This window comes from bacterium, from assembly GCA_026708015.1.
GTDB lineage: Bacteria > Actinomycetota > Acidimicrobiia > Acidimicrobiales > Bin134 > Poriferisocius.
On the sequence record JAPOVT010000029.1, the window covers coordinates 35,682 to 57,300 of the forward strand.

Below are 21,619 nucleotides of genomic sequence, written 5' to 3' on the forward strand. Positions count from 1 at the left end.
GGTGCGGTAGGTAATCCTTGCCGTCCGATGTGTGACAGAGGGCTGAGCAACAGGATGCAGGGGCACAAATTCCCCAATGATGTTGGAAGCAGCCCCACCTGCGGATAGGGTGATCTCAATCTTCCCCGTCTGGCCTGCTTTGCAGGGCATGACGGGGGTTTATCTTTTAAGGCTTATGTTGCGATGCCTAACACCCGAGTTGCCGTCTTCATCGACTACCAGAACGTGTACCACGGTGCCCGCGACCTGTTTTTCTCTTCGGGAAGGATTCCATCGCCGCTAGGCAGCATTGATCCCCTCCGCTTCGGTGTGTTGCTCTGCGATCTCGGCAAGGTCAAAGACCCTCGTCGGGTGCTGGCGGGAGTTCGGGTATACCGCGGCCAGCCCGATAGCCGAAGCGGGATGAAACTCAGCCGGTCATTTGACCGGCAGGTGGAAGCCTGGAAGCAGATGCCCGGCGTCACGGTTCGCACCCGGCCTCTGACGTATCACCGGACCTCGAATCCGGGACAAAAGCCCAAATGGACAGCAGAGGAAAAGGGAGTGGATGTGATGATGGCCCTGGACATCTCCATAGGGGCCCGAAACGACGTCTATGACGTCGCGATCATCGCTTCTTCTGACTCCGACTTCGTTCCTGCATTGGAGGACGCGGTGCATGTCGGCAAGCGCGTTGAAACTGCTACTTGGTGGATACCCAAGTCTCCCCGCGGCCAGCTGAGGCTCCCCGGTCGCAATATCTGGAACCATTGCCTCGACAAGAGCCAGTTCGATCTCGTGCGCGACGACACCGACTACTCTGCCGAGTCGTCATAGTGGTTGCACTCCTGCTCCCGGCGTGGGAGGTCAAAGGATTTGGTGGAGGCCATGGCGATTCTGCGATACCTAACTGGCAAAATCTCTGGCAAACTATGTCTTCTGTGGCTACTGAGATCAGCGTCGATGGTCAGGGCCTAAGCGACCGTTTGGCTGCTCTGGCTTCAATTGGCGAAATCGAGGGCACCGACGGTGCCTGTCGTTTGGCGTTGACCGACGAGGATCGCGACGGCCGCGACCTGGTGGTGACGTGGATGCGGGATCTGGGCTTGGAGATCAGCATCGACGGCATCGGCAACGTGACCGGCACGCTGGCCGGGGCCGAGCCGGGGCCGCCGGTCATGTGCGGCAGCCACATCGACACCGTGCGCACCGGCGGGCGCTACGACGGCAACCTGGGCGTTTTGGCCGGCTTGCAGGTGATCGAGGCGGTGCAGCGGGCGGGCATCACCACCCGGCGGCCGCTGGCGGTGGGGTTCTTCACCGACGAGGAGGGCTCCCGGTTCCCGCCCGACATGCTGGGAAGCCTCGTCTACACCGGCGAGCTCCCCCTGGAGGAGGCGCTCGACATCGTGGGCACCGACGGCGCGGTGGTGGGCACCGAGCTCGACCGGATCGGCTATCGGGGCCCGGCCCCGTGTCCGTCGCCCCCGCCCCACGCCTTCATCGAACTGCACATTGAGCAGGGCCCGATCCTCGACACCGAGGACATCGTGATCGGCGCGGTCACCGGGGTGCAGGGCATCAGCTGGACCGAGATCACCGTGGCCGGGCAGTCGAACCACGCCGGCACCACCCCGATGGACATGCGCCACGACGCTGGATGGGCCGCCACCCGCATCGCGGTGTTCGTCCACGACTTGGCCGAGGAGTTCGGCCCCCCGCAGGTATGCACCGTGGGGCGGGTGGAGCTGCACCCCAATCTCGTGAATGTGGTGGCCTCTGATGCGGTGCTGACCGTGGACATGCGCAACACCGACGATCACCTGCTCACCGAGGCCGAGGACCGCCTGGCCGCCTTCTTGGAGGAGCTGGCCGCCGAGTCGGGCACGGGGATCACCTCTCGGCGCCTGGCCCGGTTCGCCCCGGTGGAGTTCGACCCCGAGATGATCGACCGGGTGGAGCAAGCCGCCGCCGAGCTGGGGTTCAGCCACCGGCGGCTGTGCTCGGGCGCGGGCCACGACGCCCAGATGTTCGCCCCGGTGTGCCCCACCTCGATGGTGTTCGTGCCCTCCTGGGAGGGCATCAGCCACAACCCGTTCGAGCACACCGAGCCCGAGCACCTCGAAGCGGGGGCCAACGTGATGCTGCAGGTCATGCTGGAGCTGGCCGAGATCGCCGAGGTCTCGGAAGCAGATGAGAAGGCGGGGGCAACCGCATGAGCGCCGACAACGACAGCACGCTCACCACCCACCTGGAGAGCGAAGTGACCGACGAGCGGGTGTCGCGTCTCTCCAGCAACCTGCGCGAGATCACCGTGGGCGCCGCCCAGCTCGGTCCCATCGCCCGCGAGGAAACCCGGGCTGAGGTGGTGGAGCGGCTGCTGGCGCTTCTCCACGAGGGCCACAAGCAGGGCTGCGAGCTGGTGGTGTACCCCGAGCTGGCCCTGACCACGTTCTTCCCCCGGTGGTGGATCGACGACGTCGACGAGCTCAACAGCTTCTATGAGACCGAGATGCCCTCGCCCGAGGTCAAGCCGCTGTTCGACGAGGCGGCCCGCCTGGGGATCGGCTTCTGTCTGGGCTACGCCGAGCTGACCCCCGACGGCCACCGCTACAACACCTATCTGCTGGTGGACGGCGAGGGCAACGAGGTGGCCAAGTTCCGCAAGGTCCACATCCCCGGCCACGAGACCTACGAGCCCCAGCGCCCGTTCCAGCACCTGGAGCGGGCCTACTTCGAGCCCGCCTCCGAAACGTTCCGCACCTGGACCGCCTTTCGGGGCGAGATCGGCCTGGCCCTGTGCAACGACCGGCGCTGGCCCGAGACCTACCGGGTGATGGGCCTGGCCGACGTGGAGATGATCCTGATCGGCTACAACACCCCAATCCACTACTACCCCGATCCGTCCCAGGACTTTTTGGCCGGATTCCACAGCCGCCTGGTCATGCAGGCCGGGGCCTACCAGAACGGCACGTTCGTGGTCGGTGTGGCCAAAGGGGGCGAAGAGGAGGGGGTGGAGAGCCTGGCCGAGAGCTGCATCATCGGCCCATCCGGCGAGGTGCTGGCCCAGGCGGCCACCGACGGCGACGAGCTGGTGGTGGCCGCCTGCAACCTCAACTGGTGCGCGGCCTACAAGAACACGCTGTACGACTTCAGCCGCTATCGCCGCCCGGAGATGTACAAGTCGATCGCCGAGGAGATGCCGCTCGTCTTTGAGAAGCCGTACGTAGAGGGTGCGCCTATCATTGGGGAAGCGCCCTAATCCCAGGGGAATCCAGGGGGGAAAGCCATGACGACGCTGACAATCAACGGTCAAGAGGTGACCATTCAGGGCGACCACGAGCACCTGCTGGCCGCCCTGCGCGACGAGCTGGGCATCATGTCGCCCAAGGACGGGTGCTCGCCCAGCGGCCAGTGCGGCTGCTGCGCGGTGCTGGTGGACGGGCGCGCCCGGGTGGCGTGCCAAACCTCGCTGGAGCGCTCGGCCGGCTGCGAGGTGCTGACCCTGGAAGGGGTGTCGGACGAGGAGCGCAACCGCATGGCCGACGTGTTCGCAGCCTGCGGCGCCCTCCAGTGCGGGTTCTGCACCCCGGGCATCTTGATCCGCACCAAGTCGCTGGTCGACCGCAAGGGCTCGGAGCTGACCCGCGAGGAGGCCTCCCGGCACCTGGGCGGCCACCTGTGCCGCTGCACCGGCTACACCAAGATCCTCGATGCGGTGGAGGCGCTGGCCCAAGGCGAGATGCCCGAAGCCGAGGTTCCCGGAGGCGTGGGCAGCCGGGGCATCAAGTACGAGGCCCGGGAGCTGGCCCTGGGCGACCGCGACTACATCGACGACCTGCGCCCCGAGGGGCTTTTGCACGCGGCGCTTCACCTGTCGGAGCACGCCCGGGCCGACATCGTGCGCATCGACACCTCCGCGGCTGAGGCCATGGATGGCGTGGAGGCGGTGTTCACCGCTGCGGATGTGCCCGGCGAGCTGCGGGTGGGGATCATCCACACCGACTGGCCGGTGTTCATCCCCGAGGGGGGCCGCACCTCCTATGTGGGCGACGTGCTGGCCATCGTGGTAGCCGACACCCGGGCCACCGCCCGACAGGCCGCCGAGGCCGTGGCGGTGACCTATGAGGTTCACCCCCCGATCACCGACCCGGTGGCCGCAGTGACCAACGGCTGTGAGGACGCGGTGTGGGAGCTCGACGGCAACGTGCTGTCTCGCTCGGTGTACGCCCGGGGCGACGTGGACGCCGCTTTGGCGGCCAGCGCCCACACCGTCCACGAGGTGTTCCAAACCCAGCGCATCGAGCACGCCTTCTTGGAGCCGGAGTCCACCCTGGCGGTGCCCCACGGCGACGGCACCATGCACGTTTACTCCGGCGGCCAGGGGGTGTGGGACGACCGCGACCAGATGGCCTCGGTGCTGGCCATCGATCCCCAGCAGATCACCGTGGAACTGGTGAGCAACGGCGGGGCCTTCGGCGGCAAAGAGGACATGGCCAACCAGGCCCAGACCGCGCTGGCCGCCTGGCTGCTGGGCCGCCCGGTGCTGTGCACGGTTTCGCGCGAGGAGTCGCTGCGGATGCATCCCAAGCGCCATCCCATCCGCATCGAGATGTGGGCCGGCTGCGACGCCGAGGGCCACCTCACCGCGCTGCGGGCCCGGATGGTGGGCGACTCCGGCCCCTATGCCTCGGTGGGCATGAAGGTGCTGGAGCGGGCCGCGGGCCACGCCAGCGGCCCCTATACGCTGCCCAACATCGACGTGGAGGCGGTGGCCGCCCGCACCAACAACCCGGTGTGCGGGGCCTTTAGGGGCTTTGGGGCCAACCAGGCCCAGTTCGCCATGGAGGGTGTCATGGACCGCCTGGCCGAGGCGGTGGGCATCGACGGCTGGGAGATGCGGTCGCGCAACGCGGTGGCCCCCGGCGCCATCTGGGGACCGGGACAGATCATGGACGACGGCTCGCTGGGGGCCCGGGCCTGCCTGGAGGCGGTCAAACCGGCCTGGGACGAGGCTCGGGCGGCCGGCAAGTCGGTCGGCTTAGGGCTCGGCCTCAAGAACTCCGGTCTGGGCAACGGCTTCAAGGAGATCGCCAAGGCTGTGGTGCGCTTCGACGACGACTACCACGAGGGCGGCGGCGTGGAGGTGCGCCACTGCTGGACCGAGATGGGCCAGGGGATCCACACCGTGGCCCAGCAGGTGGCGGTGACCGAGCTGGGAGTGAGCGCCGATCGGGTGCGGGTGGTGGTGGACACCACGTATGAGCTGGGCGCGGGCCAGACCACCGGCAGCCGAGGCACCCTGATGGGCGCCGGGTCGGTGGCCGATGCCTGCCAGGCCGCCCTGGCCGACGGGTGCCAGCCCGGCGTGGACTACTTCGGCGAGTACCGGGTGGACTGGACCAACAAGCTGTCGGATGGCGTGGAGAACCCCATCATCCACTCCACCTTCGGCTACGCCGCCCAGATGGTGGTGCTAAACGACGAGGGCGCCGTGGAGAAGGTGGTGGCCGCCCACGACGTGGGCAAGGCGGTCAACCCGCTGCTGTGCGAGGGCCAGATCGAGGGGGCGGTCCACATGGGCCTGGGCTACGCCCTCACCGAGGACTTCCCCGCCGACGAGAACGGCTGGCCCACCAACATGACCCTCAAGTCGCTGGGAATCCTGCGGCCCAAGGACATGCCCCCGGTGGACGTGATCCTGGTGGAGTCGCCCCAGCCCGGTGCCCCCTACGGCATCAAGGGCGTGGGGGAGATCGGCCTGGTGCCCACCGCCGGAGCGGTGGCCGCCGCGCTGCGGGCCCACAGCGGAACATGGCACAGCAGCCTTCCCATGGGGGAGTGAGCGAGACCGTCGGGGCCGAGCGGCTTATTCTTCACTCTTAATATGGACACTGGCCACCACTCCAGCACCACCCCCGGGCTGGTCTGCGCCCACCATCACCTGTATTCCGCCCTGGCCCGGGGGATGCCCGCCCCACCCGGGGTTCCCACCGGGTTCACCGACATCCTCAAGCTGATCTGGTGGCGCCTCGACCGGGCGCTCGACCTCGACACCATCGAGTGGTCGGCCAAGCTAGGGGCGCTTGAGGCCTTGGAGGCGGGCTGCACCGCCATCGTCGACCACCACGAGTCGCCCAACGCCATCGAGGGCTCGCTTCAGGTGATCGCCGATGCCTGCGCCGAGGTGGGGGTGCGGATCAGCTGCGCCTACGGGGTGACCGACCGCCACGGCACCGAGGGCGCTCAACGGGGATTGGCCGAGAACGAGCGGTTCCTGCGGGCTGGGGGCCGAGGCATGGTCGGGGTCCACGCCGCCTTCACCTGCTCCGACGACACGCTGGAAGCGGCCGCCGGTTTGGCCGCCGACTTGGGCACCGGGGTCCACATCCATGTGGCCGAAGGCCCGGTGGACGCCCCCGCTGCCGAGCGGCTGGAACGGTGGAGCACCGACGAGTGGCTGCTGATCCACGGGGTGCATCTGCCCGACGACCACAAGCTGGCCGGCACCCTGGTACACAACCCCCGGTCCAACATGAACAACGCGGTGGGCTACGCCCGCCCCACCCGGTTCGCCAACCCGGTGGCGCTGGGCACCGACGGCATCGGGGCCGACATGCTCGAGGAGTTCCGGGTGGCCTACGTCCGCCACCGGGAGGACGACGTGACCGCCACCCCCGACTCGGCCTGGGAATGGCTGGCCCAAGGCTGGGAACTGTTCCCCGAGGCCCGCTCCGATATCGTCCGCTGGTCGTATGACCCGATCGACCCGTGGCGGCTGGCCTTCACCCCCGGCGTGCGGGCCGTCGACGTGATGGTCGACGGGGAGACGCTGCTGGCCGACGGGGTGGCCACCCGGGTGGACCCCGACGAGATCCGGGCCAAAGCCGCCGAAGCCGCCAACCGACTGTTCGCCCAATTGGAGGAGATCGACCCATGACCTCATACCCGGTAGCCCTCTACCTGCAAGACGCCCACTCGGTGGCCGAGGCCATCGAGTACGTGCGCTACGCCGAGCAGAAAGGCTTTGACGCTGTCTGGCAAGCCGACTCCCGGCTGGTGCGGGAGGCCACGGTGCCCATGGCCGCCTTCGCCGCCTCCACCGACACCATCAAGGTGGGCAGCGGGGTGCTCGACATGTGGACCCGCAACCCGGCCCGGCTGGCCGCCACGTTCTCCACCCTCGATGACCTGGCCCCGGGCCGCATCCTGTGCGGGCTTGGGGCGTGGTGGGACCCGCTGGCCAGCAAGGTGGGGGTGGACCGCCGCCGCCCGCTGGGGGCCATGCGCGAGGTGGTCACCGTGGTGCGGGCGCTGTTGGCCGACGAGAACGTGACCTTCGACGGCGACTACGTGCATCTCGAAGACGTGGAGCTCGACTACGTGCATCAGCCTCGCCGTCCCAAGGACGTGCCCATCTACATCGGGGCCACCGGCATGAAGATGATGGCTTTGACTGGCGAGATCGCCGATGGCGTGGTGCTCAACTACCTGGTGTCGCCCGACTACAACCGCCGGGCCATGGACGCCCTAGCCGAGGGCGCGGCCCGGGCGGGGCGAACGGTGGACGACCTCGACCGCCCGCAACTCGTGGTGTGCTCGCTGGCCGAAGACCGGGCCGAGGCGCTGGACGCCGCCCGTCTGCTGGTGACCCAGTACCTGGGCCAGCAGCCCCACATCATGGCCGCCTCCGGCGTGCCCGACTCGCTGCTGGATCAGGTCAACGCCGTGCTCACCTGGCCCGCCACCCTGGAGCAGGTGGAGGCGGCCTCCAAGCTGGTTCCCGACGAGATCGTGCAGATGCTGTGCGCGGCCGGCACCGCCGAGGAGTGCCGGGCCAAGGTGGACGAGTACGTGGCCAACGGGGCCACCTGCCCCATCCTCTACCCCCTGGGTCCCGACGTGCGGGCCATGATCGACGTCTTCGGCCCGGCATGAGGAACCGCTTCGAGCGCGATCACAGTGCCAGCTACCTCGGGTGAAAGAGTTGGTGCGTGAGTAACCGCGAGGAGTGGAAGCCGTGGTTGGAGGAGCTGGACCGTCGGCGCACTGAGGGCGCCGCCATGGGCGGCCCCGAGCGGGTGGAGAAGTACATGCACTCCCGGGGCAAGCTGGACGTGCGCCAGCGCATAAACCGGCTGTTCGATCCCGGAACATTCCGGGAGATCGGCTCGCTGGTGGGCACCATGGAGGACATCCCCTCCGACGGGTTTGTGGCAGGCTACGGCCGGATCGACGCCCGAACGGTGCTGGCCGGCGCCGAGGACTTCACCGTGCTGGGCGGATCGATCGGCCCGGGCAACACCGCCAAGCGCTACCGGGTGGCCGAGCTGGCCGCCCAAGAGGGCCTGCCGCTGGTCACCATGCTGGAGGGGGCCGGCCACCGACTCACCGACACCGGGGGCAGCCGGGCACCCGGCGACCTCCAGGCCTACGCCGATCTGAACGGGCAGGTTCCCATGGTGTGCTTGGTGATGGGGGCCTCGGCCGGCCACGGCGCGCTGGCCGCCCCCCTGAGCGACTTCGTGATCATGACGTCGTACGCCTCCATGTTCACCGGGGGGCCGCCGCTGGTGAAGGCGGCCACCGGCGAGGACGTGACCAAAGAGGAGCTGGGCGGCGCCGACGTGTGCATCCGCATCGCCGGTTCGGCCCACAACGAGGCCCCCGACGATGAGGCGGCCATCGACATGGCCCGGCTCTACCTGTCGTACTTCCCGTCACGGGCCGGCCAGCCCTCGCCTCTCAGCAGCGGGCCCGACACCGAGCCTCGAACGGTGGATGAGCTGCTGGACGTGATCCCCCCCAACGACCGCCGGCCTTACAACATGCACCAGGTGATCGATCTGATCGTGGACGACGGCAGCTTCTTCGAGATCCAGCCCGCCTACGGCCCGGCCATCGTCGTCGGTTTGGCCCGCTTCGGAGGCCGGCCCAGCGCCATCGTGGCCAACAACCCCGCCTATCTGGCCGGCTCGGTGGACGCCGCCGCCGCCATCAAGGCCACCGACTTCTTGGAGGTGATCGGCAACTACGACCACCCGGTGGTGTTTTTGGCCGACAACCCCGGGGTGATGGCTGGCACCAAGGCCGAGCAGGAGGGCATCTTGAAGTGGGGCGGCAAGATGTACAGAGCCGAGCGCCGCCTCGCCAACCCCAAGATCGAGATCACCATGCGCAAGGCATTCGGCTTCGGCTCAGTGGTGATGGCCCAGAACCCGTTCGACAATCAGACCCAGTCGTTCTCCTTGCCCAGCGTGAACATGGCCGCCATGCCCGCCGAGCCCGGCGGCCGCTCAGCCAAGCTCGACCCCGAGACCCAGGCCCAAGTGGAGCACGACCAGCGCTCCGGCCCCTACCGCCTAGCCAATCGCCTCGGCAGCGACGACGTGATCGACCCCCGAGACATGCGCAACGCCATCCTCGGCGCTCTCACCCTGGCCGAGAATCGCTAGTCGAGCAATCGCCAGCGGATGCCGAGCAGTTCGTCCTCATTCTGGGCTTTTCTTGGGATGGTCTGCCTGTAGCCGACCCAAACTGCGTCTTTATTGCGCAGTCGGGGTGAGCTCACTCGTGGGTATATGCTTCCGAACATGGACGACAAAATCATAATTGGAGAGAACGGCAAGCTACGCGCCCTGCTAGCGCTGCTGCTTTGCCTGTCACTGGTCGCGGGACTTGCCGTCGGGGTTCAGGCGCAGACGCTGCCCAATATATCTGCACACCCGCCCATGAAAAGCGGCAGGATATCGGAGGGCGAGAGCTTTCATTTTGGGGCGAATATCTCAGAACTCGTAGGGACAGCCCTGCCGTTCACGTATCAGGTGACGCAGACGGGCGAGTTCCTGTACTTGGATCCCCGTTTCCCTGAGAGCTTCCGCACGTCCTTCGAGGCGACCAACAGCGGTATCTTGGAACGGGATTTCAAGGGGGTCAGGAGTTTTCTTTCGGTTTTTGCAACGGTGAATGACAAGATCGACGAGCCCAACGGCTCACTGACGGTGACCCTCCAGGCGGGAGATGGCTACACCACAGGTCCAAGTACCAGCGCCACTTGGGAGTTCATCGACGACGATCCCACCGCGGTGACGCTCTCGGCACCGGCGGGCGACCTAGCCGAGGGCTCGGGCGACAGAGCCCTGACAGTAACGCTCGGCCGCGCGCTGGTCGCTGGCGAGGTGCTGGAGATACCGCTTGCTTTCGGCGGCGCGGCAGCCTTTGGGGGTGACTACACGCTCTCGGCCCCGAGCCTGTCCCCGCAGGGGGTGAGTTACACCAATCTCGCGGGTCCCGGCGTTCCAACCGTTACCTTCACCGGTCCGTCGGCGCCATCGGCGACAGTAAATCTTGCTGCCACCGTGGATTCGGTAAACGAGGGCGCGGGCGAAACGGTGACGGTGGGCTTTGGCGCCCTCATGACGACGGGTCTCGGCGGCGGTGCTGAATCCTCGGGCACAGCGGCCTTCACCATCGTGGATAGCGGAAGCAGTGGGGATAGTGGAAGCAGTGGGGATAGTGGAAGCAGTGGGGATAGTGGAAGCAGTGGGGAGCCGAGGGCCGGACAATCCGCAGCGGACGACGACGGTGATCCGCCGAGGGCCGGACAATCCGCAGGATCATCGGCGGCGGCGGAGGCCGACCCGGCGGTGGCCGACCCGGCGGTGGCCGACCCGGCGGTGGTGAAGCTGGTTGAGGACATGATCGTGCGCCACCGCGATGTGACTGGCAACGAGCGTGCCTTGAGGAACTGGCAGAAGGCGCTGCGGACCCTGAATGGCGAACCCGGTGGGTTCACTATCTCCAGGCTCAAAGCTCGAGTGAACCGCCTCACCGGGACGCCACAGGAACGCTGGCAGCGGGTGCTCGACGCAGTCGAGGCAATATTGGAGTAACCGCTACGGGCCGAGGAGTATGCCCCACCCATACAGCAAAAAACACTCAATCCATACTGCAAAATGTTCTCTAGCGGAGAGAATATGGATTCGGCTAGTCCCAGAGGCGTCGGGCTCGGTGGGCGAGGTCGGCATGGGCGGCGGTGAGGTCGCAGCCCAGGAGCTCGCCGTCTTGTACCACGGGGTTGCCACCGACGTAGAGGTGGCGGACTCGGCGGTCGGGGCCGAGCACCAGCCCAGCCAGGGGATCGACCACGTCGGCGATGTCGTCGCCGGGCCACACGGCTAGATCGGCGGCCATTCCCATCTCGAGGCTTCCCAACCGGTCGGCCACGCCGAGACACTTGGCCCCGCCGGTGGTGCCCAGCCGGAGGGCGTCGGCGGGCATGAAGGCACCGGCGTCCATGGCCCGCAGCCGAGCGGCGTACAGCGATTGGCGCAGTTCGGGAAACAGGCCGCCCACCTCGTTGGATGCCACCCCGTCCACGCCGAGGCCCACCGGGACGCCGGCGGCTTCCAGGTCGGTTACCCGGCAGGTGCCCGCGGCCAGCCGGGCGTTTGACGACGGACAGTGGGCCACCCCCACTCCGGCTGAGCCCAGCCTCACGATCTCCTCGTCGTTGATCCAGATGCCGTGGGCCAGCCACACGTCGTCGCCCACCCAGCCCCAGTCGTCGAGCTGCTCTACCGGCCGGCGGCCGAACCGCTCCAGGCAGTGCTCCTGCTCGTCGATGGTCTCGCACAGGTGGGTGTGGAGCCGCAGGCCGTGCTGTCGGGCCACAGCGGCTGACGCCTCCATCAGATCAGAGCTGACTGAGAACGGGCTGCATGGCGCCACCACCACATGGACCATGTCGCCGTCGTGGTGTTGGGCGATGATCCGCTCGGTGGAGGCCATGATGGAGTCGAGGTCTTCCACCACATGGTCGGGAGGAAGCCCGCCCTGAGACTCGCCCAAGTCCATCGACCCCCGGCTGAGATGGAGGCGGATGCCCACCGCGGCGGCGGCCTCGACGATGGCGTCGAACACGGCGTCGTCGCCGTGGGGAACCAGGTAGTGGTGGTCGGACGCCGAGGTGCATCCGGTGGCGGCCAGCTCGCCCAAACCGACCAGCGCCGCGGCGGCCACGTCGTCCACCGACAGTCGCCCCCACACCGGATACAGCTCCACCAGCCAGCCGAACAGGTCGCAGCCCACCGCCCGACCCCGGGTCATCCACTGATATAGGTGATGGTGGGTGTTGGCCAGCCCGGCGGTGACGATGTCGCCGTCCACATCCACCACCACGTCGTCGGTCTGGGGCTCGACAACGCCCACTTTGGCGATGACCCCGTCGGCGATGGCGATGTCGCCGGGCCAGCGGGCGCCCCGAAGCACCGTGCGGGAGGTCATCGCTGCGCCCCGGTGAAGAGCACCGCCGGGGAAGAGTTAGTGGGTGGGTCATCGCACAGCAGCCCAGCCAAGCCAGCCGAACCAGTGGGACTCACATTGATGCCGGTGGCCGAGCGGCCGACCTCGCAGGCTTCGGTCACCACCGGCTCGGGCACCACCGCCGGGTGGCCGCCGGTGGCCACCATGGCTTCGGTGACCGCGGCCCAGTCGTAGGTCTCGTCGTCGAGGATGCCGGTGGCGGCCGAGGCCGGGGTCGGCGTCCACGGCCACATGACGGCGGCGCGCTGGCGACGAGCCTCATCCAGCCCACCTAGTTCGGTCGTTCTCTCCCACGCCCGGGCCAGCGGAGCGCACCCCTCGGTCTGCACCGCAATCAGCGCCGCTGACGATCCACCGATGGCCAACCCTTGGGCCACCGACGCGGCCAGCGCCCCCCCGCCTACTTGGACGTACACCCGGTCGATGTCCGGGGCCTGTTCGGCCAACTCGTACCCTAGGGTGCGGCCCCCGTCGATGGTGTAACCGTTGTCCGGTCCCTGACAGCCGAAGGGAACCGCACCAGCACCGACCGCCTCCCGAAAACGGTGATAGGAGGGATCGCCCTCTTCACCGTCAACCCGAGGACAGAACTCCACCGTCGCGCCCAATTCCCGCAAACGGTCAACCACCGCTTCTTCCGCAACAACGGGCACATACACGGTGATCGGCCACTGCTCGGCAGCGGCCACCACCGCAGCCGCCACCGCGGCATTGCCGCAAGAGGCAATTGCCAGCGGAGGCCGTTCAGCAGCACCCCCGCCCCGACGCTCCCGCACCAGCAAATGCAGCATCAATCCGAAGGTATGACGGGCCTTGTGCGACCCCGACACATTGTCGGTCTCGTCTTTTATGGTCACGCTCCTGTCGCTGATGAGAGCGCTTGAGCACGGAGTGACCTCGAACCCGTGGCCATCTACCCCCTCCACCGCGGCATCAAGCTGGCCCACCCGATCCACAAACCAGGTATCGTCCTCGGCCTCAGCCCACGACCGCAGCATCCGCCGGTAGCGCACGAACGGTTGCTGGCTCGAGGGGTCTACCGACCACTCCGGCACCGGCAGCGCCAGTACGTGGTCCTGGTCGTCACCCCCCCTCCTTTCACACGCCCACGAGCCGCCCGTGGCGACAGCACCGCAAGAGCAGATCAGCGGCGGTGGGGTCATCGGAGTCCCCCCAGCCCGGACCCTGCCACGGCCCGACCGGAAGGGGGAGAGAGCATCAAACTCCAGTACGGGCGTTGAAGTCGGCGATCAGCTCGTCCCAAACTGGCACCAAATCCCGCAACGCCACCCAGAACGACTGATCCCGACGGGCGTCGAAGTGGGCGAGGTCGACGCCCTGCTGCTCCACCCAGGTGAAGTACCCAAGGTTGAAGACCCGATCACGATCTCGGTCGCTGAGCTTCAGCAGATGGTCGGTGTCCACGCCATTGAGCCATCGACCGGCCACCACGTCGGCCTCTGCCGCTCCGAAGCTGCCCTTGAAGGCAGTCTCGATGGTCTTGGCCCGCTCCGAGCCATAGAGAGCCGCCCCGTCGGTGGCCACGGTCACGATCACATCGTCGGGGCCGCAGTCCAAAGCAGCGGCCATCTTGGCCGAGGCCAGCATGTTGCAGATGGACGAAAGCCCCAGGTTGTCCAGATGGGCGATCACGTCGTCGCCCACCCCCCGCTGGGCCAGCAGCGCCCGACCCTCAGGCGACGAGAACAGCACCCCCAGCTCGTCGGTGGCCTGATCCGACACCGCCACCACCACATCGGTGTTGGTCACGTTGTGGATCAGCGGGACGTGCTTGTCGCCGATGCCCTGGATGTTGTGCTCGCCGTAGCCGTTGTACAGCAGCGTGGGGCACTCCAGCGCCTCCACCACCGCGGTGGCCGATCCGTGGCGTTCCTTGAGGGGATCGCCCGCTCCCAGCGTTCCAGCCGAGCCCGAGGCGGCCACGAACCCGGCCAGCCGGGCCGAGGAGTGCCCCGCGGTGTAGTGCTCGAACACCCGCTCCACCGCCGCGGCGGTGGCGGTCACGTGGCCCAGGTGGTTGCCGTACTCGCAGAATTGGTTGAGGATCACGTTGGCCTCGTCTTGGGCCAGGGCGGCACAGGCGTCGTAGATCTCCTTCACGTTGCTCTCCGAGCCCGGAGTGCGGATCACATCGGAGGGGTCGGAGGTCCACCGGTCCAGCCACTCGAAGCGCTCAGCCGACATGCCCTCGGGCAGCACAGCCACCCCTCGACAGCCCATGATCTTGGAGATGGCAATGCCCCCTCGGGCGTAGTTGCCGGTGGACGGCCACACCGCCCGGTTCTCGGCGGGGTCGAACTGCCCGGTCACCAGCCTTGGGGCCAGACAGCTATAGGCGGCCAGCACCTTGTGGGCGCCGATCATGGGAAACCGGTTGCCCAGCAGCATGACGATGGGCGACTCCACCCCCGACAGCGCAGGCGGGATCACCACGTGCTCGGGCACCGCGGCCCGGCCTGCCCGGGAGGCGTCGTTGAACCAGTTCACCCGCCACAAATTGGCGGCATCGGCGGCATCGGGGTCAACTCCCGCCCAGGCAGCATCGCCCGCGGGCGGATCGGCCAGCTCGGCGAAGGTCGGCAAGCGAATGCCCACCTCGCGGCATCGCTCTACCGCACGGTCGCGTGCAGTGGTGTTGATTACCTCGGTTTCGAGGCCGAAGCCCTCGGGGATGCTGTCGAATGTGGTCACCGGCAAACCTGCTGATTCGAAATCGTCACAAAGCGGCAGTCAAGTTTCTCGCGACCGCCTGAGCGTTACAGGCTACTCTCTTTGGGTTGGCTAGTAGAGCCGTTCCAAGGAGGGAAACATGGCCAAGAAGTTTTTGCTGAAGCTGCTGGTAGTGGTGGCGACGATCACGTTGGTTGCTGTGGGGTGCGGCAACGACGACGATGATGCGGCACCACAGCCAGCTCCCACGCAGGCGCCCGCGTCGGCGGAAGAGCCCATGGACGATGAGCCGATGGACGACGAGCCCATGGCGGAAGAGCCGATGGACGACGAGCCCATGGACGACGAGGTTGTCGCTGCCTTCGTCTTTGTGGGGCCTGTGGGAGACGCAGGCTGGACATGGGCCCACGATCAGGGTCGTCGCTACGCCGAGGCGCAAACCGGGGCCACCACCCTGTTCGTGGAGAACATCCCAGAGGTTCCTGAGGACTTCCGCGCCGTGGTGGTGGACTTCATCGAGAACGAGGGGGCCGACGTCATCTTCGCCACCTCCTTCGGCTACATGGACCCGATGGAGGAGTTGGCGGGCGAATACCCCAACGTGGTGTTCGAGCACGCCAGCGGGTACAAGATGAACGACACCAATTTCGGCAACTACTTCGGGCGCATGTACCAGCCCCGCTATCTGTCGGGCATGGCCGCGGGGGCGATGACCGAGACAGACCAGATCGGCTATGTGGCCGCCTTCCCGATTCCCGAGGTGCTGCGCGGCATCAACGCCTTCACCCTGGGGGCGCAGCGCACCAACCCCGATGTGGAGGTTCACGTCAACTGGACCTTTACCTGGTTCGATCCGGCCATTGAGGGCGATGCCGCCACCGCGCTGTTGGAGGCCGGGGCCGACGTGATCGCCATGCACCAGGACTCCACCGCACCCGGTATCGCCGCTCAGGAGGCCGGGGCCCGCTGGGTGTCCTACAACTCCGATATGAGCGCCTTCGCTCCCGATGCGTTTATCACTGCGCCGATATGGGACTGGGGCCCTTACTACGCCCGGATCATCGAAGCGGTAGCTACGGGCACCTACACCCCTGGCGCCTACTGGGGTGGCATGGGCGACGGGATAGTCACTCTGGCCGATCCAGCCCCCGACGTCCCTGTCGAGGTGATAGACGAAATCATCGGTGTATGGCAGCAAATTGAATCAGGTGACTGGGACGTGTTCACCGGGGAGATCCGGGACCAGGACGGCAACGTGGTGGTGGCCGCGGGCGAGACGCTCGACGATGGCGCCATGCTGGGCATGGGCTACTTCGTCGAAGGTGTCGTCGGCAACGCCTCACCGTGATCTAAGCCGGGCGCAACCCGGTTTCAACTGTGGCATCTTCTGGTGCCGACCACGCGGTCTGGCTCCGGGGAATTGAGAAGCAATTCCCCGGAGTGATCGCCTGTGCCGGGGCCGACCTGCGGGTTCGCCCCGGCACCATTCACGCTCTATTGGGTGAGAACGGCGCGGGCAAGACCACCATGGTCAACGTGCTGGCCGGGGTGTACCGGCCTGACGCCGGCGAGGTGTGGGTGAACGGACAGCAGCGCTTCTTCCAATCGCCGGCCGATGCCATTGCTGCCGGGGTGGGCATGGTCTACCAAGAGTTCCGGCTCGTCCCCAACCTGACCGTGGCTGAGAACATCGTGCTTGGCTCTGCCCCAGGCCTGCTTCGGACCAATGAGATCGAGGATCGGGTGTCCGAGCTGTCGTCGGCCTACGGCATGGCTGCCGATCCCACCCGACCGGTGTGGCAGCTCTCCATGGGAGAGCGCCAGCGGGTGGAGATCCTCAAGTCGTTATGGCGGAACGCCTCGGTGCTGGTGATGGACGAGCCCACCGCGGTGTTGACCCCTGGCGAGGCGGCTGAGCTGGGGGCCACCCTTCGGGCCATGGCCGAGGAGGGCCGCTCGGTCATCTACATCAGCCACAAGCTCGATCAGGTGGTGGCCTTCTGCGATGAGGCCACCGTATTGCGCCAGGGCACGACCGCGGCCACCGTCGACAACCTGCAAGATGTCGACTTGACCGAATTGGCCGAGATGATGGTGGGCACATCTGGGGGCGGATATGTGGATCGCCCTCCCCCCCGGGACAGAGGCCCCGAGGTTCTGTCCTTGCAGAACGTCAGCGCCCTCAACGACCGCGGGCTGCCAGCGCTGGCCGACATCAACATGACCGTTCACTCTGGTGAGATTGTGGGCATCGTCGGGGTGTCGGGCAATGGCCAGAAGGAGCTGGCCGAGGTCATCACCGGATTGCGTCGGCCCACGGAGGGCCGGGTTGCGCTCAATGAGCAAGACGTCACCCGGGCGTCGCCCGGAGACCGCTATCGCTTGGGGCTGGCCTATGTGCCCGAAGACCGTCTCGGAGTGGGGTTGGCGCCCAAGATGTCGGTGGTGGACAACTCGGTGGTTCGGTCGTACAAGTCCCAGCGGCGGGGACTCATGCTGGTAATGGACCGATGCGTGAAGTTCTGTCAAGCCTTGGTGGAGCGGTTCGGAGTGCGGGTAGGCCGGCTGAATGATCCGATAGCCGGACTCTCGGGCGGGAATCTCCAGCGGCTGCTGCTCGGCCGCGAGCTTGCCGAGCAGCCCGCGGTCCTGATTGCGGCCCAGCCCACTCGCGGTTTGGATGTGCAGGGGGTGGCCGCCATCCAGAGCCACTTGGTGGAGCAGCGGGCGAACGGGGTGGGAGTGTTGTTGATCTCAGAGGACCTCGACGAGTTGCAGGCTCTGTCCGACGTTCTGTTGGTGATGTACGAGGGCCGAGTGGTGGGCGAATACCCCCCAGACGTCACTCCGCGGACGATCTTGGGTTCGGCTATGGCTGGGAATCCGCCGACATGATGCGACCGGTCTTGGTTCGACGCGACCGGGTGGTGCCTGCAACCCAGGCAGTGGCCTTTGTGGTCGGCATTGCCGCGGCATTGTTGCTGGGACTGATTCTGCTGTGGACATCTGGCCACAATCCGGCCGAGGTGTACGAGCGCATGTTTGACGCCGCGTTCATGGGCACCGATTCGCTGGCGCGGACCTTGGAGAGGGCTACGCCACTGGCCCTGACCGGTCTGGCAGTAGCGATGGCCGGTTCGATGGGCCTGTGGAATATCGGAGCCGAAGGCCAGATGATGGCCGGTGCCACCATCGCCGCGGGCGTGGCCATGGGGGCTGACGGACTGCCCGGCCCATTACTGATCGGGTTGATGGTGGTGTGCGGCGTTGCCGGAGGCATGGTGCTGATGCTCGGTCCGGCGTTGGCCCGCTCGCATTTGGGGGTGAGCGAGATAATCACCACGCTGATGCTGGTTTATGTGGCCATCCGGGTGGTGGAGTGGCTGGAAACCGGTCCGTGGAAAGATCCCGAGGCCTCCGGGTTCGCAGTGATCGAGCCGGTGCCAGAGCAGGCGTCGCTTCCGGGGTTGTTCGGCCGGGCCCATATCGGAACGCTCATCGCATTGGGATTGCTGCTGGTGTTCTCGCTGGCGGTTTCCCGCACCGCGTGGGGCTATGAGCTGCGCTTGGCCGGATCTTCGCCCAACACGGCCCGCTATGCCGGGATCTCCTTGCGCCGCAAGGTGCTGACTGCGCTGCTGCTGTCGGGCGGCATCGCTGGATTGGCCGGGGCGGTGCAGCTCACCGGCTCGGCCACCCGGCTGGAATCAGGGTTGTCCAACGGCTACGGCTTCGCCGGAATCATCGTGGCCGCACTGGCCCTCATGCGCCCCTCGGGGGTGGCGGTGGTGGCATTTGTGTTCGGAGCCGTGCAAGTGGGCGGGCAGAGCATCCAGACCCTAGGAGTGAGCTCGGCCATCTCCGACATCTTGCAGGCCATGATCCTGTTCGGGGCACTGGTGGCCGCAGTCTTCTTCAACTATCGAATCCGCTGGACAGGGCCGACGGGACAGGCATCATCAGACGATGACAAGGCCGAGGCTGGCGGCGACGCCTTGGCCACGGACGGCGCCTGATGTCTGAGGCGGCCCTGGTCGGGTTGTTTGTGGCCACTGTGCAGTTCGCCACGCTGGTGTTCTTGGCGGCGCTGGGCGAGTTGATCGCGGAGCGGGCCGGCGTGCTCAACCTCGGGGTCGAGGGCATGATGGCTATGGGCGCGGTGAGCGGGTTCATGGTCGGTTTGGAAACCGGCAGCCCGTGGGCGGCGTTCTTTGTCGCCGCCGCAGTCGGCGCTCTGGTGGGCGGATTCCACGCCCTGGTGAGCGTGGTGCTGGGCGCCGATCAAGTGGTATCGGGTTTGGCTCTCACCATCGGTGGTTTGGGCTTGGCCGCGTATGTGGGTCGAAACGTAGTGGGAGAGCGTCCCGAGACGTTGTTCACCGATCTGGGCATTGCCGGGCTGGCCGACATCCGCTGGTTCGGCGACATCTTCTTCAACCAGCCCCCCGTGGTATATCTGGCCGTGTTGCTGGGGTTGGCGGTTTGGTTCGTGCTGGCCCGCACCCGGCTCGGGCTTGCCCTGCGGGCGGTGGGTGAGTCGGCGCCCACTACCGATGCGGTGGGCCATTCGGTGATGGCGCTGCGGTCGGGGGCGGTCATGGTCGGCGGAGCGTTCGCGGGGGCGGCCGGATCGTTCCTGTCGCTCTATATGGCCCCGGGTTGGACCGAGGGCATGGTGGCCGGTCGGGGATGGATCGCGGTGGCCTTGGTGATCTTCGGGGCGTGGCGGCCGGGGCGGCTGGCTCTGGGGGCACTGCTGTTCGGGTTCACGCTGGCCTTGCAACCCCGGTTGCAGACTTTCGACATCGAAATACTGGGAGTGGAGCTGAACAGCATTTCGCCGGCGCTGCTGGGCATTCTTCCCTTCGTGCTCACCGTGGTGGTATTGATCATCATCAGCTGGCGCGCTCGCCACCGCCCCTCGGTGGCGCCCGCAGCCTTGGGCATCGCCTATCGCCGAGAAGAGCGCTGAGTCAATCGCCTCCGGCGGGGAGTAGGGTTCCCCGATGGCTGTGAGCACCACCCTGGGCGCGGCGCGCCAGTTCATGCCGTATTTCGTGGTCACCGGCGCGCTGTCCATGGGCTACGGCTCGGTGTTCACCCTGTTGGCCGAGTTCCGGGAGAAATTCGGGTTCAGTGAGACCGAGTTGGGGTTCATTGCCGGGGTGGGGTTCTTTGCCGGGTTCATGGCTCAAGTCGGGCTGGCCTGGCTAGCCGATCGGGGTCACGTCCGATCTCTGATTCACATCGGGATGGTCGTGGCCATCATTTCCATGCTGAGCATGGCCGCGGCCGATCAGGCCTGGCAGTTCATGGCGGCCCGGTTCTTCCTTGGTGCCGGAACTGGAGCGGTAGCTCCTGCCATTCGCCGCATTCTTATCACCCGTGATCCGTCCAATATGGGCGGCAACCTCGGTGCTATGGGGGCATTTGATGTCAGCGGCTTTGTGCTCGGTCCGGTGGCAGCGGCGGCGTTTGCGGAGCTCATAAACCTGCGAGCCCCCTTCCTATTCCTAGCGGCTCTTTTTGTGGTGGTCTACGTGTGGACCTTGGGCCTGGATTTGTCGGCAGGAGACGAGAACCGGGTTCAGATTCCAATGTGGCGAATACTGACCAGCCAATCGGTTTGGGCCGGGATCCTGGCCGGCATCGCCTTCTACACCACCATCGGCGTGTTTGAAGCCTCATGGGCGGTGCTGCTCGACGACTTGGGTGCCAGCACGATTCTCATTGCTCTATCGATCAGCTTGTTCGCCCTGCCGATGATCCCGTTGGCGCCCTTTGGCGGCAAGTATGCCCAGCGGCGGGGTCCCATTCGGGTTATGGCATTCACCATCATGGGGGCGGTTGCCTGCATGATGGTCTACGGCTATGTGGAGTTCGTGTGGGTGCTTATCGCGGTGTCAGCGGCTCACGCCATGTTCGATGCCTTCACCATGCCCGCAGGGCAACTAGCGGTGGCCATGTCGGCGCCCACCGAGCATGCTGCCGCGGCCCAGGGGGTGTATGGAGCTATCGGCTTAGTTGTCTCGGGGTCGGCCGCGTTTGCCGCCGGATGGGCTTATGACGTTTTGGGTCCTGAGGCGTTATTCACTGGCTCGTCGATCATCATGGTGGTGGCAATGGCTGGGGCGGTTGCGCTGGGAGGCGAACTTATGGGGTCGCCGAGGCTCGATCCCCAGGTGTCTGCGGCAACCGACCAATAGCGGGTAGCTTCCCCTTCAGGGTTCCCGGGGGTCGTCGCGAGCCGGGTGCCGGTTGGCATCTGTGTGGCGAGGTCAGTCGAGGCGTGGATCGATCAAGTCGATCCCGCAGGGCTCAAAGTCGCGGCGGTTGAGGGTGGCGAGGGGAATTGCATGAGCGAGGGCAGTTGCGGCAATGAAGCTGTCTTTGTTGGGCATAAACCAGCCCTGGGCTGGGCAGTCCAGCAACTTGTCCACCAGACCTTGATTTCTTGGCGGATCAGCGGCCACCAAGCGGTATTCGCCCTGTGCAACCCTCTCAACCTTGAAGGTCTGACCAGGCTGTATGCCGTCTTGCTGGCGCAATTCAGCTGGCAAGACGATCTGGCCCTTTGACGAAACCACAGTCTGCACGCCAAGTAAGATACTGGGCGCTTTCAAGG

At 66.6% G+C, this 21,619-nt stretch carries 17 protein-coding genes; 13 read left to right on the plus strand and 4 right to left on the minus strand.

Going from position 1 to position 21,619, the window contains the following annotated elements; all coding sequences use genetic code 11:
• Positions 1-183: 183 nt before the first annotated feature.
• The 8 genes from OXG30_06380 (at position 184) to OXG30_06415 (ending at position 10,871) form a co-directional block, all read left to right on the plus strand.
• Positions 184-816, plus strand: a complete 633-nt coding sequence (locus OXG30_06380; GenBank protein MCY4134525.1) for an NYN domain-containing protein — start codon at positions 184-186, stop codon at positions 814-816.
• Between the two features lie 104 nt (positions 817-920).
• Positions 921-2,198: a Zn-dependent hydrolase gene (locus OXG30_06385; GenBank protein MCY4134526.1), complete on the plus strand. Its 1,278-nt coding sequence runs from the start codon at positions 921-923 to the stop codon at positions 2,196-2,198.
• Positions 2,195-3,241 carry an N-carbamoyl-D-amino-acid hydrolase gene (locus OXG30_06390; protein MCY4134527.1) on the plus strand — a complete coding sequence of 349 codons (1,047 nt, stop codon included), beginning with the start codon at positions 2,195-2,197 and terminating at the stop codon, positions 3,239-3,241. The genes OXG30_06385 and OXG30_06390 overlap by 4 nt, the downstream gene beginning before the upstream one ends.
• A gap of 27 nt (positions 3,242-3,268) precedes the next feature.
• On the plus strand, positions 3,269-5,824 hold the full coding sequence (locus OXG30_06395) for a molybdopterin-dependent oxidoreductase (GenBank protein ID MCY4134528.1): 2,556 nt from the start codon (positions 3,269-3,271) through the stop codon (positions 5,822-5,824).
• Between the two features lie 42 nt (positions 5,825-5,866).
• A complete protein-coding gene (locus OXG30_06400) occupies positions 5,867-6,919 on the plus strand; it encodes an amidohydrolase family protein (protein ID MCY4134529.1) in 1,053 nt (350 codons plus the stop codon).
• Complete coding sequence (locus OXG30_06405; protein MCY4134530.1) at positions 6,916-7,917, plus strand: LLM class flavin-dependent oxidoreductase; 1,002 nt, start codon at positions 6,916-6,918, stop codon at positions 7,915-7,917. The genes OXG30_06400 and OXG30_06405 overlap by 4 nt, the downstream gene beginning before the upstream one ends.
• A gap of 56 nt (positions 7,918-7,973) precedes the next feature.
• Complete coding sequence (locus OXG30_06410; protein MCY4134531.1) at positions 7,974-9,434, plus strand: acetyl-CoA carboxylase carboxyltransferase subunit; 1,461 nt, start codon at positions 7,974-7,976, stop codon at positions 9,432-9,434.
• A 138-nt stretch (positions 9,435-9,572) separates the two neighbouring features.
• Positions 9,573-10,871 carry a hypothetical protein gene (locus OXG30_06415; GenBank protein MCY4134532.1) on the plus strand — a complete coding sequence of 433 codons (1,299 nt, stop codon included), beginning with the start codon at positions 9,573-9,575 and terminating at the stop codon, positions 10,869-10,871.
• Between the two features lie 94 nt (positions 10,872-10,965).
• Here the strand turns inward: OXG30_06415 and OXG30_06420 are convergent, their stop codons facing one another.
• From OXG30_06420 to OXG30_06430, 3 genes are read right to left on the minus strand one after another with little or no spacing between them, the layout of a single operon-like run.
• The gene (locus tag OXG30_06420) at positions 10,966-12,264 is read right to left on the minus strand and encodes an 8-oxoguanine deaminase (protein MCY4134533.1); all 1,299 of its coding nucleotides are present in this window, start codon (positions 12,262-12,264) and stop codon (positions 10,966-10,968) included.
• Entirely contained in the window at positions 12,261-13,466 is a 1,206-nt protein-coding gene (locus tag OXG30_06425) for a PLP-dependent lyase/thiolase (protein ID MCY4134534.1), read from the minus strand. The genes OXG30_06420 and OXG30_06425 overlap by 4 nt, the downstream gene beginning before the upstream one ends.
• 55 nt (positions 13,467-13,521) lie before the next feature.
• On the minus strand, positions 13,522-15,015 hold the full coding sequence (locus tag OXG30_06430; GenBank protein ID MCY4134535.1) for a pyridoxal-phosphate dependent enzyme: 1,494 nt from the start codon (positions 15,013-15,015) through the stop codon (positions 13,522-13,524).
• 118 nt (positions 15,016-15,133) lie between these two features.
• Here OXG30_06430 and OXG30_06435 point away from each other — a divergent pair, with 118 nt between their 5' ends.
• Genes OXG30_06435 through OXG30_06455 form a run of 5 tightly spaced genes read left to right on the plus strand, consistent with a single transcriptional unit; the run spans position 15,134 to position 21,200 of the window.
• Positions 15,134-16,342 (plus strand): BMP family ABC transporter substrate-binding protein, encoded by a 1,209-nt coding sequence (locus tag OXG30_06435; protein ID MCY4134536.1) that lies wholly within the window; start codon positions 15,134-15,136, stop codon positions 16,340-16,342.
• A gap of 29 nt (positions 16,343-16,371) precedes the next feature.
• Entirely contained in the window at positions 16,372-17,889 is a 1,518-nt protein-coding gene (locus OXG30_06440) for an ABC transporter ATP-binding protein (GenBank protein MCY4134537.1), read from the plus strand.
• The gene (locus OXG30_06445; GenBank protein ID MCY4134538.1) at positions 17,886-19,010 is read left to right on the plus strand and encodes an ABC transporter permease; all 1,125 of its coding nucleotides are present in this window, start codon (positions 17,886-17,888) and stop codon (positions 19,008-19,010) included. Before OXG30_06440 ends, OXG30_06445 begins: the two co-directional genes overlap by 4 nt.
• Entirely contained in the window at positions 19,010-19,966 is a 957-nt protein-coding gene (locus tag OXG30_06450) for an ABC transporter permease (protein ID MCY4134539.1), read from the plus strand. Before OXG30_06445 ends, OXG30_06450 begins: the two co-directional genes overlap by 1 nt.
• 34 nt (positions 19,967-20,000) lie before the next feature.
• Positions 20,001-21,200, plus strand: a complete 1,200-nt coding sequence (locus tag OXG30_06455; protein ID MCY4134540.1) for an MFS transporter — start codon at positions 20,001-20,003, stop codon at positions 21,198-21,200.
• 72 nt (positions 21,201-21,272) lie between these two features.
• On the opposite strand, the gene OXG30_06460 is transcribed toward OXG30_06455, so the two are convergent.
• Positions 21,273-21,617 (minus strand): AbrB/MazE/SpoVT family DNA-binding domain-containing protein, encoded by a 345-nt coding sequence (locus OXG30_06460; protein ID MCY4134541.1) that lies wholly within the window; start codon positions 21,615-21,617, stop codon positions 21,273-21,275.
• Between the last annotated feature and the right edge of the window lie 2 nt (positions 21,618-21,619).

Excerpts from the sequence above, each read along its gene's own strand:
- OXG30_06380 (MCY4134525.1), top strand. The coding sequence starts at position 184 with ATGCCTAACACCCGAGTTGCCGTCTTCATCGACTACCAGAACGTGTAC.
- OXG30_06390 (MCY4134527.1), top strand. The coding sequence starts at position 2,195 with ATGAGCGCCGACAACGACAGCACGCTCACCACCCACCTGGAGAGCGAA.
- OXG30_06395 (MCY4134528.1), top strand. The coding sequence starts at position 3,269 with ATGACGACGCTGACAATCAACGGTCAAGAGGTGACCATTCAGGGCGAC.
- OXG30_06400 (MCY4134529.1), top strand. The coding sequence starts at position 5,867 with ATGGACACTGGCCACCACTCCAGCACCACCCCCGGGCTGGTCTGCGCC.
- OXG30_06405 (MCY4134530.1), top strand. The coding sequence starts at position 6,916 with ATGACCTCATACCCGGTAGCCCTCTACCTGCAAGACGCCCACTCGGTG.
- OXG30_06415 (MCY4134532.1), top strand. The coding sequence starts at position 9,573 with ATGGACGACAAAATCATAATTGGAGAGAACGGCAAGCTACGCGCCCTG.
- OXG30_06420 (MCY4134533.1), bottom strand. The coding sequence starts at position 12,264 with ATGACCTCCCGCACGGTGCTTCGGGGCGCCCGCTGGCCCGGCGACATC.
- OXG30_06425 (MCY4134534.1), bottom strand. The coding sequence starts at position 13,466 with ATGACCCCACCGCCGCTGATCTGCTCTTGCGGTGCTGTCGCCACGGGC.
- OXG30_06435 (MCY4134536.1), top strand. The coding sequence starts at position 15,134 with ATGGCCAAGAAGTTTTTGCTGAAGCTGCTGGTAGTGGTGGCGACGATC.
- OXG30_06445 (MCY4134538.1), top strand. The coding sequence starts at position 17,886 with ATGATGCGACCGGTCTTGGTTCGACGCGACCGGGTGGTGCCTGCAACC.
- OXG30_06450 (MCY4134539.1), top strand. The coding sequence starts at position 19,010 with ATGTCTGAGGCGGCCCTGGTCGGGTTGTTTGTGGCCACTGTGCAGTTC.
- OXG30_06455 (MCY4134540.1), top strand. The coding sequence starts at position 20,001 with ATGGCTGTGAGCACCACCCTGGGCGCGGCGCGCCAGTTCATGCCGTAT.